At 28.1% G+C, this 13,411-nt stretch carries 10 protein-coding genes; 4 read left to right on the top strand and 6 right to left on the bottom strand.

What is annotated here, in order from left to right; translation table 4 throughout:
• The first annotated feature begins 7 nt into the window (after positions 1 to 7).
• A complete protein-coding gene (secA, locus tag MCRO_RS01985; RefSeq protein WP_013054770.1) occupies positions 8 to 2,587 on the top strand; it encodes a preprotein translocase subunit SecA in 2,580 nt (859 codons plus the stop codon).
• Between the two features lie 66 nt (positions 2,588 to 2,653).
• Here the strand turns inward: secA and mgtE are convergent, their stop codons facing one another.
• Genes mgtE through MCRO_RS01970 form a run of 3 tightly spaced genes read right to left on the bottom strand, consistent with a single transcriptional unit; the run spans position 2,654 to position 4,993 of the window.
• A complete protein-coding gene (gene mgtE, locus MCRO_RS01980) occupies positions 2,654 to 4,117 on the bottom strand; it encodes a magnesium transporter (protein WP_013054518.1) in 1,464 nt (487 codons plus the stop codon).
• Between the two features lie 17 nt (positions 4,118 to 4,134).
• Entirely contained in the window at positions 4,135 to 4,713 is a 579-nt protein-coding gene (locus tag MCRO_RS01975) for a diadenylate cyclase (RefSeq protein ID WP_013054454.1), read from the bottom strand.
• A gap of 1 nt (position 4,714) precedes the next feature.
• Positions 4,715 to 4,993 (bottom strand): hypothetical protein, encoded by a 279-nt coding sequence (locus MCRO_RS01970; RefSeq protein ID WP_013054703.1) that lies wholly within the window; start codon positions 4,991 to 4,993, stop codon positions 4,715 to 4,717.
• A 158-nt stretch (positions 4,994 to 5,151) separates the two neighbouring features.
• Here MCRO_RS01970 and trpS point away from each other — a divergent pair, with 158 nt between their 5' ends.
• The 3 genes from trpS to MCRO_RS01955 are packed head-to-tail and all read left to right on the top strand — an operon-like array spanning position 5,152 to position 8,349.
• The gene (trpS, locus tag MCRO_RS01965) at positions 5,152 to 6,141 is read left to right on the top strand and encodes a tryptophan--tRNA ligase (protein WP_013054310.1); all 990 of its coding nucleotides are present in this window, start codon (positions 5,152 to 5,154) and stop codon (positions 6,139 to 6,141) included.
• 9 nt (positions 6,142 to 6,150) lie between these two features.
• On the top strand, positions 6,151 to 7,893 hold the full coding sequence (gene thrS, locus MCRO_RS01960; RefSeq protein ID WP_013054474.1) for a threonine--tRNA ligase: 1,743 nt from the start codon (positions 6,151 to 6,153) through the stop codon (positions 7,891 to 7,893).
• A gap of 6 nt (positions 7,894 to 7,899) precedes the next feature.
• The gene (locus MCRO_RS01955; protein WP_013054740.1) at positions 7,900 to 8,349 is read left to right on the top strand and encodes an MAG3450 family membrane protein; all 450 of its coding nucleotides are present in this window, start codon (positions 7,900 to 7,902) and stop codon (positions 8,347 to 8,349) included.
• A gap of 22 nt (positions 8,350 to 8,371) precedes the next feature.
• Here the strand turns inward: MCRO_RS01955 and MCRO_RS01950 are convergent, their stop codons facing one another.
• From MCRO_RS01950 to hisS, 3 genes are read right to left on the bottom strand one after another with little or no spacing between them, the layout of a single operon-like run.
• On the bottom strand, positions 8,372 to 10,189 hold the full coding sequence (locus MCRO_RS01950; protein WP_041594045.1) for an MIP family Ig-specific serine endopeptidase: 1,818 nt from the start codon (positions 10,187 to 10,189) through the stop codon (positions 8,372 to 8,374).
• Positions 10,190 to 10,221: 32 nt separating this feature from the next.
• Positions 10,222 to 11,916 carry an aspartate--tRNA ligase gene (aspS, locus tag MCRO_RS01945; RefSeq protein WP_041594044.1) on the bottom strand — a complete coding sequence of 565 codons (1,695 nt, stop codon included), beginning with the start codon at positions 11,914 to 11,916 and terminating at the stop codon, positions 10,222 to 10,224.
• Complete coding sequence (gene hisS, locus MCRO_RS01940) at positions 11,909 to 13,345, bottom strand: histidine--tRNA ligase (protein WP_013054421.1); 1,437 nt, start codon at positions 13,343 to 13,345, stop codon at positions 11,909 to 11,911. Before hisS ends, aspS begins: the two co-directional genes overlap by 8 nt.
• Between the last annotated feature and the right edge of the window lie 66 nt (positions 13,346 to 13,411).

Below are 13,411 nucleotides of genomic sequence, written 5' to 3'. Positions count from 1 at the left end.
ATAAATCATGAATAAACTTAAGAAATTTTTTAATATAACATCAACGGAGATGAAAATAGCAAAAAAGGCTTTAAATAAAATTAATTCACTCGAAGAAAGAGTAGTTAATTTAAGCAATGAAGAATTAAAGTCAAAGACAGAATTATTTAAAACATTATTAAAACAAGGTTACAACTTGGACGATATTAGAAATGAAGCTTTTGCAGTTGCGAGGGAAGCTACAAAAAGAGTACTTAAAAAACGTCCTTTTGATGTGCAAATTTTAGGTGGACTTTTACTTGATATTGGTAGTGTCGCTGAAATGAAAACTGGGGAAGGTAAAACAATTACTTCTATAGCTCCAGTTTATCTAAATGCATTAACAGGAAAAAGTGTTATTGTTTCAACGGTTAATGAATACCTTTCAGAGCGTGATGCTATTGAGATGGGTGAAGTTTATAATTTCTTAGGTTTAACTGTTGGAATAAATAAAGCATCTCTTGATCCTTATGAAAAAAGAAAGGCTTATGCAGCTGATATTACTTATTCTGTTCACTCTGAAATGGGATTTGATTATCTTAGAGATAATATGGTAAGTAGTTTAGAAGAAAAAGTGCAACGTGGTCATTATTTTTGTTTAGTCGATGAAGTTGATTCAATTTTAATTGATGAAGCTAAAACACCTTTAATAATTTCTGGAGGTGACAAAGAGGATACACAAACTTATTTTGCAGCCGATCAATTTGTTAGATTATTAACTCCTAAGGATTATGTAATAGATGATGAATCAAAAGCTATTTCACTAACACACTCAGGAATTGAAAGAGCTAATAATTTTTATGGTATAAAAAGCCTTTATGACATGGAAAATAGTGAAATAGTTCATAGAATTTCGAATGCTCTTAGAGCGCATAAGGTTATGAAAAATAATGTCGAATATATAGTTAGAGATGGAAAAATAGAACTTGTTGATGCATTCACTGGTCGTATAATGGATGGCCGTAGTTATTCAGAAGGACTACAACAAGCATTGCAAGCCAAAGAAATGGTTGAAGTAGAACCCGAGACTAAAACGTTAGCCACCATTACTTATCAAAACTTTTTTAGAATGTTTACTAAATTGTGTGGAATGAGTGGAACAGCCAAAACTGAAGAGCAAGAGTTTATTGATATTTATAATATGAGAGTTAATGTTGTACCTACCAATTTACCAATAATAAGAATTGATGAACCTGATTCAATTTTTGCTAGTGCACAAGCTAAATGAAAAGCAGTTGTAATAAAAATTAAAGAATTATATTCAACAAGGCAACCAATTTTAGTTGGGACGGCTCAAATTGAAGATAGTGAAATTTTACATGAATTACTAACAGCTGAAAATATTCCTCATCAAGTCTTGAATGCAAAACAAAATGCAGCAGAAGCCGAGATAATATCACGTGCTGGTGAAGCGGGTACAATTACTATCGCTACAAATATGGCTGGTAGAGGAACAGATATTAAATTAACTGCCGAAAGTGTGCAGTTAGGCGGATTATATGTTTTAGGAACTGATAAAGCTGAAGCAAGAAGAATTGATAACCAACTAAAAGGACGTAGTGGTCGTCAAGGTGATGTTGGAACATCTAAGTTTTATATTTCACTTGATGATACATTAATGCAAAGATTTTCAAATCAAGAAAGTTTTAAAGCTGCTTATGCATCTGAAGGAGACAAAGAAATAACTAATAAAAATCTTCGTTTCGCTTTTAATCATGCGCAAAAGAAGATTGAAGGATTTAACTACGATTCACGTAAAAACGTTCTTAATTATGATGATGTCATTAGGCAACAACGTGATTTGATTTACTCGCAAAGAGATTTAATTCTTGCAACCGATAACATTTCATTTATTATAAAAAGAATGATTTCATCAACTGCTAAATCAATAATAAAGAGTGAAAATTATAGATTCAAGAACGGTTCATTTGATTTTGAATCATTAATCAAATTCTTGAATAATCATGTCTTAAGCGTTATTAAAATTCAATTTTCAGAAAATGAATTAAAGAGCATGCATGAAAATGAATTAAGTGATTATATTGAAGAAAAGTTTTTAAAAACATTTGATGAATGGATGAAAAATGTTATTGAAAACTATGATGAATATATGCTTGAAGGTGAACTAAGAACAACAATTTTAAAGATTTTAGATGTTAAATGACAAAATCACATTGATTCAATGGATAAATTAAGATCTAATATAAATTTAGTTCAATATGCACAAAAAAATCCATTTCAAGTTTATACCGATGAAGGAACTAAAAAGTTTGAAAATATGATTGAAGATATAGCGTTTGATGTAATGATTGCTATCTTTAGAAACCCTATTGGTCGTAAAGCAATTATTTCAAAAGAAATAAGAGCCGATCATGTTTTCCAAGAAATAATGAGTACAATAACATATAACTATAATTTAACTCAAGAAGAAAATGAAATCAATATTTTAAATATGTATTGATCTGTTAAAAATAGAATTGAAGAACTTAAAAATATGGATACAACACAACAACAAAGTGATTCGCAACTAAAAGATGAAGTTGTTGATAATCAAAGTTCTGAAAAATAATAATAATTGAATTTAACTATGAAAAAGTGGAATACAAAAAAACTGGACTAGACCAGTTTTTATTTTTTATAATCACCCAGCGACAAAAACAAGGTAAAAAGTAAGAATTGTAATTCCAAAAAAGATTAAAGTAGAAATAGCATCTGATAACGTAGCCAATATAGGTGCAGACATAACTGCTGGATCTTTTTTGAATTTAATAGCTACAATAGGTATTATTGTACCAAGAATTTTAGCAAATATTATAACTAATAATAAAGCAAATGAACTAGCAAAAATAATGAAAATTGTTGGTAAATAAGTATTTTTGCTTAATAATTCACCAGTTATTGAAAAGTAAATAGAAAGCCTTAATATATTGATAGCAAAAAGAATCAAGCCAATAGTCAAACCTACTAAAATTTCTTTGCTTAAAACCTTTTTTAAGTCACGGTTTTGAATCTCTCCAAGCGCTTCAGCTCTGGTTATAGTAGTTGAAGATTGTGATCCTGCATTTCCTGCGGTACCACTTATAACTGGTATAAGTGAAACTATAATGGCTGTTGATAAACTAGCTCCAAGTCCATTGATAAAGTTCTCACTAATAACAGTAAATTTTTGAATAATAAATTGACTTAATGTTGCTGATATCATAAGAACAATTAACCAAATAACCCTTGAACGAACTAATTGTTTAATTGTTGTTTTTATATATGATTCTTCAGCAATATCTGGGTTAATCCCAGCCATTTTATACATATCTTCAGTGGCTATATCCTGAATAACATCAATAATATTATCAGAGGTTATCATACCTAAAATTCTATCCTCGCTGTTAACAACAGGAAGTGATGAACGATCATGATCAGAGAAAATTTGCGCAGCTTTTTCTATATCGTCATGAATACTAACTTTAGCTACAGGACTATATATATCTTCAAGGAGCATTGATTCGTCAGCGAAAACAATTTCTTCTAAAGTAGCTGAACCAAGTAAAACTCCGGTTTCATCAGTTACATAAAAACTATGTGATAGTTCAGCATTGTTTTTATAGTCATTTCTAATTTTTTTAAGCGCATTTCTGCAAGTTAAATTATTTTTAAGTGTTGAAATATCTACAGCCATTATGCTTCCAACAGTGTCTTCTTCATAAGAAAGAAGTGAGTTAACTAAATTTCTTTTATCAATTGGTGTTAAATTCAAAATTTTCTTTTGAAGATTAACTGGTAAATCTTCAAGAACATCAGCCAGTTCATCTGATTGAAGGTCTTGAAGATTTTTCATGCCTCAGTCCTCTGTAAAAAGATGAACTAATTTAGTTCTTTTTTCTTCATCAAAGAAGCTAAAAAGTTCGGCTGCATCTTTTGTTTTTAAAACTCTAAAGAAAAATAATTGTTCTTCCATAGAAACATTTTCGAGTGCTTCGGCTATATCTACTAATGTATATTTATCTAGCAAATCTCTAACATCATTAACAGAACGATTGGAGATTATAGTTTTTAGTTCATCGAGAATAATTTCTTCGATTAAAATTTCATCTTTTTCTTCCATATTCTCTCCATTCAATTTTATTCTTGTAAGTTCTTAATTAATTCTTCTTGGAATTCTTCTAATCTAACATCATATATATTTCCGCTTTTAGATATTCTAACTACTCCAGTTTCTTCAGAAACAACAATAGTTACGGCGTCACATATTTCACTAATTCCAAGCGCTGCTCTATGTCTTGAACCATAGTGATTATCCATACTTTTTTTAGTAATTTTGTAAAAAGTAGATGCATAATAAATCTTGTTATCTCTTATAACGACTGCTCCATCATGCAGTGGACTTTCCTTATTGAAAATCGATATAAGTATACTTGATGATATGTTTGCATTTAATATAACTCCATCGGTTCTTAAATTATCAATGTTATCTGTATTTTCTATAGTTATTAAAGCACCTATTTTATTTTTAGATAAGTAACCGACAGCTTCCCTTAATTGGTTAATCAATCTAATTTGACTGCTTTTACCTAGTTTGTTATATTTTGTTGATCTTATTTTTGAAATAAAAATATTTTTAAAATATGGTAATAATAAGATGATTAAAATTAATGTTGCAACCGATAAAATACAAATTATTAATATTAAATCTATTTTCATGTTATACCCCCGGTTTGAATACATAAGCTAAAGTTAAGATAGTTGCAATGATAAGAATTGTTAAAATGATGTACATAATTTTTAAAACAATATCTTTTTTTGTAAGTTTAACAGTATTAATATTCAAAAGTTTTTGTTCACCTTTTTTATTATATTTTATTAAACTTGGATCGATTTTATGGTCATATAAACCGCTTAAACATTTATCGTGAAGGACTTTAAGTTCTTCTCTTCTTTCAATAATTAATTTATTATCTTTTATTTGATTTTCATTATTCATCAGAACTCCTTATTTACTTATTTAATATATTTAATTATAAATTAATATAATAATAATCTTGTTTTATTTTTATATAATTTTTAATGAGTAATATAATTATTAATACTATTTTATAACTTTATAATATAATTAAAAGAATATATAAACAAGAGGGAAAAATGAAAAAAAGATGCATCAGTGGTATTAAACCAACAGGACAATTAACATTAGGAAATTATATTGGAGCAATTAGAAATTTTATTAAACTTCAAGATGAATATGATACATACTACTTTGTAGCTGATTTACATGCTTTAACTATGGGAGATAATAATCCAACTGAACTAATTGAGCATAAAAAAAATATTGTTGCTTTATATTTAGCATGTGGTTTAGATCCGCAAAAAAGCACAATATTTTATCAATCACAAGTGACTGAACACGCTATGATACAATGGCTTTTAACTTGTGAAACAACTCTTGGCGAACTAAATAGAATGACGCAATTTAAAGATAAAAGTCAAAAAGTTTCACGCCAATCAAACGGTACTGATAAAATACCTACAGGATTGTTAATATATCCTACTTTAATGGCTGGAGATATATTATTATATAATGCAAATTTAGTTCCGGTAGGTGAAGATCAAACACAACATATTGAGCTTACAAGAAACATAGCACTTAGAATGAATAATAAATATAAAACTAATTTTGTTATTCCTGAAGGGTTTACTCCAAAAGTTGGAGCAAGAATAAAATCACTTTCTGATCCTAGTCAAAAAATGTCTAAATCAGAAACATCTAAATCAACAATTTATCTTTTAGATGATCCTGATTTAGCTTACAAAAAAATTATTAAAGCTGTAACTGATAGCGATAACAAAGTTTTTATTTCTGATGATAAACCTGGTGTGTTGAATTTACTAAATATTTATGCTTCTCTTAAAGATATTAGCCTAGAACAAGCTCAAGAACACTTTAAAGATTCTGATTACAAAGAGTTTAAAACTCAAGTAGCACAAAGTGTAAAAGATCTTTTAATCAATATACAAGAAAAATATAAATATTTCATTGATAAGGTTGAACAAATAACAGCTGAAGGTGCAGCAAAAGCTAAGACAATAGCTTCACCAATATTAAATGACTTTATGAAAAAAGTAGGATTATAAGGAGACGAAATGAAAGCAGATTTAAAACTAAATCATACTACATCACATTTACTAGGTGCTGCAGTTGAAAAATTATATCCAAATGTTAAACTTGGATTTGGTCCAGCTATTGATGAAGGATTTTACTATGATTTTGAATTCACTGAAGCACTTAGTGATACAGAATTATCTAAAATTGAAAAACAAATGAAAAAGTTTGCTTCAAGAAATTTGGTAATGAAAAAAGTCGATAAAAGTCATTATGATTTCAAAAATAAACCATACAAAAAAGAATTGTATGATGAGCTTATTAAAGCTAAAAAAGATGTCACTTTTTATGCCTTAGTCGATCCTTTGAACAATGAAGAAATTTTTGTTGATTTATGTGCCGGTAACCATATTGAAGACACTAAAAAAATAAAAAACTTTAAATTATTAAATTTATCAGGTGCATACTGAAGAGGTAATTCAGATAATATTCAATTAACTAGAATTTATGGTACTTCATGATATTCAAAGGAAGAGTTAGACCAATATTTAGCGATATTAGAAGATAGAAAAGAAAGAGATCATAGAAAAATCGGTAAAGAAATGAAATTATTTACTTTTAGTAAATTAGCTGGTCAAGGTTTCCCAATATGACTTGAAGACGGAATGGCAATTCATAATGAAGTTAAAAAATTGATTTTAAAAATGGATAGAAAATATGGATTTAGAGAAGTTTTAACACCTCACTTTGGAGAAGAAACTCTTTATAAAATTTCTGGACACCTAGCTCACTATAAAGATGATATGTTTAAACCGCTTGAAGTAGAAGGTGAAAAATTATATCCAAGACCAATGACTTGTCCTCATCACATTATTTGTTATAAAACAGAAAAAAGATCATATAGAGATTTACCAATAAGATACTCTGAACAATCTCAATTATACAGATATGAAAAATCAGGTGCACTTACTGGTCTTGAACGTGTAAGAGGTATGTTATTAACTGAAGGTCACATATTTTTAAGACCCGATCAAATTGAAAACGAGTTTAAAACAATGTATTCTTTAATAAAAGAAACTCTTGATTTGCTAAAAATAAAAATAAATTACATTTCATTAAGTCTAAGAGATAAAAATGACAAAGAAAAGTATTTTGATGACGATAAAATGTGAAATAACTCCGAAGAGCAATTAAGAAAGGTTCTTAATGATTTAAATGTTCAATATGAAGAAAAAGTGGGAGAAGCAGCATTTTATGGTCCGAAAATTGACATACAAATTTTTACATCATTAGGACATGAAATAACGATTTCAACCTTACAACTTGACTTTTTACTTCCAACAAGATTTGAAATGAAATACACTGATAAAGATGGAAATGAAAAAACACCTGTGCTTTTACACCGTGGATTAATTGGAACATATGAAAGATTTGTAGCAACTTTACTTGAACAAACTAAAGGAGTTCTACCTTTTTGACTAGCTCCAAAACAAGTAACTATTATTCCTGTTCATGAGATCAATAACTTAACATATTCTAAAGAAATTTATAATACTTTATTTGATCACGATTTCCGTGTTAGCCTTGATGATAGGGAAGAAAGACTTTCAAAGAAGATGAGAGAAGCTCAAATATCAAAATCTAAATATCAATTAATTTTAGGTGATGAAGAACAAAATAATAAAACAATATCATACAGAAAATATGGTGAAAACTCTACTACAACTACCACAATTGATGAATTTATAAAAATGATAAATGAAGATAGAATGAATTATAGATAGGAACAAATGAATAAAGAACAAACTGATCAAGCCCTTAGAAAAGCAAGAAATATTCAACAAAGAAAAAAATACTATGCAATCTTATTTTTTGTATTATTTATATTCTTTCCAGCAATAGTTTTTTGAGTTTTGGGTACAACAGATGCTAGCATGAAAAAAATCCCTTTTTGAGGAATTTCAATAGCAATGCCTTCATGAATAGTTGCTTTAGGTATTTTATGGTTTTTGTTATATAAATTAGATTTAGTAGATGCAAGATCACTTGCGTTTACAATTCCAGTTGGTATAGCTTTTGCAGGAATAATTTGGAGTTATCCACTTCCATTATGAGCAAGAGGCGTAATAGCACTTTCATGTGTTTTAAGTACAATTCTCTTCTTATTCTTATCAACTCGTTTAGAGGAAAGAACCTTTCAAAAGAATTTTGATTCAATTAAACCAGGAAGAGTTAGATAAAAAAATCGCTGTAGCGATTTTTTTAATACTCTTTGTCGAATATTGCTGTATTTTTTGATTCATTGTTATTTTCAAAACCATTAGGATAAAGAAATCTTAAGTTCTCTCTATAAGAAGTTTTTTGGTAAGGATACAATCTTTTATCGCTTCCGTCTATTAAGTTATAAGCATGGAAGTAAGCTTTATCAATACCGTAAATAGGAATATCAAAGTTTTGTACAAGTGGAGTAAATACACCGTTTTTGCTTGTTTCATTGGTTTCAACATTTGGAACACCACTATATATCCCAATTGGTAATCCATACTCATTTGTTACCATAGACCCAGAAGCTCCGTAATATAATGATGAAAAACTAATGTTTGTTCTGTATCCGTAATGATCTGCATATAATTTACCTCAAAAATCAGGTTTAAAGTTTATGTTAGTTCCTGTGAATCCATTTATAAAACTTCTTGAGTTTATACTTCATTTATTAATTTCTTTTTCATCGTATCTTTGACTATTATTGTTTCATACAAAATGTTGGTTGTAATTATCTTTTGGATAACCTGCTATATAACCAAAGTTTGCCGAATGATCTGCTTTATCATAATTTTTAAATATACTTGGAACTCTTCTTGAGTCAGAATAAAACATACTTGCATAATCATAAGACACATATGGTATATTGCCTTGATCGTGATTAGGTATAATGTTTGCTTTTGCATAAGATTTAATAGTATCAAAAGTGGAAATTGCATTATTTATTCAATTACTAAACTCTTTATTTGATGATGTATCTTTATCAAGATCTACATCAATTTCAAATACCATAAAATCTTGATAATATGAAGCATTATTGGCTCTATTTCTTACTTTATTTTTAATTTCTTCATCACTATGTTTATAATTCTTCGCTTTTTCAACTAAAACATTTTTATATTGTTTTTCATCATTATCATTCATAAAACCAGCTGCTACAAAAACTACTTTTGGAGAGTTTAATAATGAGGGGTTATATGTTGAATTGTTGTTTGCACCATTATAATTGGTATAAAATTTTGCAGAACCTGAGAAATTATTAAAACTAGCCATATTATCTTGTTTTGAAAAGTTATTATTATTTAGTGATGATCTACCTATATTTATTCCAATTGTTGATGCTTTTTCACCTTTATTCGATAATAATTCATCTGCATAATCAAATAATTCAGTTTTATTGTTAGATAATGAATTTTTTATAGCTGAACCAACATGAAAATTGGTTGCAATAAATAATTTGTATTTACTTGTTGAATTTTTATATTTATAATAATCAAACAATCAACCTGTACCTTCATTTAATCCATTAACTAAACTTAATTCATTTTTATTTCCAGTTTCATCAATATCATTTGTTATAAAAGAAATAGCGAAAGTTCTATTATATATTTCATTATATAAGGTTTTATTTTCTTTTTTTCCAGTTTCAATAACAGGTCTTTTTTCTTTAAAGTAGTTTGTTGACAAATCAGGAAAAACTAGTTCTCCTTTTTCATTAAAATGCGGTTGGGTTGAGCCTGATGTTGGATATTTTTGAAGTAAGGGACCATAAGTTAAATCATTATTAACAGTTGGTGTATTAGGTTTATCCGGTTCCACCGGGATTACTGGTGGTTTTGGTTGTTCCGGAACTACAGGGGGTTTAGGAACGTTGGGAACCACTGGTTTTGTAGGTGTCTCAGGATTAAGTGGTGGTTCTTGCTTATTTTTATTAACACCATCCGAATTAAAATCAAGTTTATTGTCACATGAAATAACCGTGATTAATGGAGTTGCAGCACTTAATAACCATAATGTTTTAAATATTTTCTTTTTCATTTTACCTCCATATTTCAATATATAATTTTTATTTATTTTTTAATTTGCACAAATATTTCATCAAGTTGTGCTTGGTCAATATTATTAGGTGCAGAAGTCATAACATCCTGTCCTTTAGAGTTTTTAGGAAAGGCTATAACATCTCTTATAGTACTTTGATTCGATAAAATCATAATTAATCTATCCATACCAAGTCCTATACCACAATGTGGTGGAACTCCATATTTAAAAGCTTCTAAAAATCAACCAAACTTATCTTTTTGTTGTTGTTCATTTAGACCAATCATATCGAACATTTTTTGTTGAACTTTAGGATCATATATTCTAGCTGAACCAGAACCCAATTCAAATCCATTTAGAACTAAATCATAACTTTTAGCTCTTATATCTTCCATTTTCATTTTATCAATTTTTTCTAAATCATTATCAAATTGAGTAAATGGGTGGTGAGCAGCTTGTCATCTATTATTTTCCGAATCAAACTCAAACATAGGTCAATCAGTAATTCAAGAGAAATTATATTCATCTTTAGCTCATTTGTATTTGGCATTTAATTCAACACGCAATGCACCTAAGGCTTGTGATGCATTTTCATAAGAATCAGCAACGATAAAAATGGTTCCATTCTTAACTTTATATTGATTTATTAGTTTCAATGATTCTTCTTCAACTTTTGAAGCAAAGTTAGAATGAAGAATTTTTCCTTCACTAACAGTCATATAAAATAAAATTTTTGCTTTATTTTTTTCTACAATTTCAGCAAGAACTTTATGATCTTTTTTATCAATTATTTCATCAATAATCAACATTCTTTTACTTTGAGCATTTTTAATAACATCAAAGTTTGTTGTAATGCAAAAATCATTAATATCTTTTATTTTGAATTCGTATCTTAAGTCAGGTTTATCAGTTCCATAATCTCTTAAACAATCAAAAAATTTCAATCTTTGGAATGGTGTTTTGATTTTAATGCCAATTTTTGACATGAAATATTTGAATAATCCTTCAATGTATTCTTGAAATACCTCAACACTTTTAAAACTAACTTCTATATCTAATTGAGTAAATTCAAGTTGTCTGTCTTTTCTTGAATCTTCGTCTCTAAAACATCTAGCAAATTGGTAATATTTTTCAAACCCAGAAATCATAAGTAATTGTTTAAATAATTGTGGTGATTGTGGAAGTGCAAAAAAGTTTCCTTTATTTCTTGTTGGAACAAGAAAATCACGAGCTCCTTCTGGAGTACCTTTAGCTAAAATAGGAGTTTCAACTTCTAAAAAATCATGGTCTTGCATATATTCTCTAATGGCATAAAAAACTTTATTTTTTAGAGCCAAATTGTTATACATACTTGGTCTTCTTAAATCTAAATAACGGTATTGAAGTCTGTTTTCCTCTTTAACTTCTAAATCATCTCTTATTGAAAAAGGTAATTCATTAGCAAGTGATAAAATGTTATATTTTTCCACTACCACCTCGATTTGACCTGTCGGTATTTTGGTGTTTTCATCTTTTCTCTTGACAACTTTTCCAAATATTTCAAGGACACTCTCTTTACTGAATGAAATAGGTTGATTAAAAACTAACTGAGTAATTCCATATCTGTCTCTTAAATCTACAAAGTTTAATTCCCCAAATTTTCTTTTATTAGCAACAAATCCGTAAAGAGTGACTTGTTTTCCTTCGTCTTTAATTGATAATTGATTATTATTAATTATCTTATTCATTTTGCTCTTCCTCTTCTTCGTAAAATTCTTCATATTCATCATTATATTGAGTATTATTTACCAAGCCAATAAACATGTCATAATACATTGATCTTTGTTTTTCTTCTGATACAGATTTTTCTTCATGATCCATCATCGATTGTAATATTGTAGAAGGTAAATCTTCATAAATGTACTCATGAGAAGATTCTGTTTTCTTTCCTATTGACGTTATCATTTTAAACTCATTTTCATCAGAGTCTAGTTCTGAAATTGTGAATCTAGCTTCACTTTTTTGTGCTTTTTCATATATTTTTTTAGGGTTAACAGGTTCATGTTCAAAAATTACCGGTAAACCTAATGATGCAAATAAAGAATAAATAGCATATAAATCAGTTCTTCTTTCTGGATCTTCTGAAGGTATAAAGTATATGTCGTAAATTTTTTTGAAGCCTAATTCTTCAAGCATTTCATATTCATGACTTCCAGGTTTAATGTTTTGAAAATCTCTTTGTTTGATAGGTAAAATACGATCAATTCCAAGACCGAATCCAACACTACTGGTGTCATCACCACCAAAAAGCTTAATTAAATTCGAATATCTACCTCCACCAATTAATGTTGATTGAGAACCAACTTCAGGGTCGGTTGATACAAATTCAAATACTATTTCGTCATAGTAATCTAAACCTCTAACAAGTTTGTTATTCAATTGAAACGAGATATTAAAATCACTGAGTAAATTTGATAATTGTAAAAAATATTTTTTAGATTCATCACTTAAATATGATGATATTTTTGGAGCTTTTTTCATAAAAGGTTTTACAGAATCTACTTTATCATCTAAAATTCTTAGAACATTACCTTCTAATCTTTTTTGTCCTATTTCACTTAACTCATTTTTAAATGGAATTAAATATTTTCTTAAAGCGTTCTCATATTTACTTCTTGATTCATTGTCGCCAATTGAATTAATAACAAGTTTAAATTTTAAATTTAATGATGATAAATAATCAACAGCTAATTTAATAACTTCTAAATCCTTCAATGGATTTTTTGGACCTACAAATTCAACTCCAGCTTGATAAAATTGTCTAAATCTTCCTTTTTGTGGTTGTTCATATCTAAACATTGGTCCAACATAAGAGAATTTTTGATTTTTTAATGCATATCATTTATTTTCGATATAAGCTCTTATAAATGAAGCTGTTCCTTCGGGTCTAAGTACTAAATCTCTATCACCTTTATCTTTAAATTCGTACATTTCTTTGTTTACAATGTCGCTTGATTCAGCACTTCTTTTAAATATATCTGAGTGTTCCAAAATTGGCGTTTCAATCATTTGATAATCATATCTTGAAACCAACAAGCTAAATCTGTCAATTAAATAATGTTTAATTTTAAATGTTTCTTGATTATAATCTATTGTTCCTTTTACTTTACTATACATATTTCCTCCATATTTTAAATATTCTTAATTATATATATTTTTAAAAATTTAAAATTAGATTAAATA

Source organism: Mycoplasma crocodyli MP145 (assembly GCF_000025845.1).
Classification (GTDB): Bacteria; Bacillota_I; Bacilli_A; order Mycoplasmatales; family Metamycoplasmataceae; genus Mycoplasmopsis; species Mycoplasmopsis crocodyli.
This window is presented reverse-complemented; position numbering and strand designations above follow the sequence as displayed.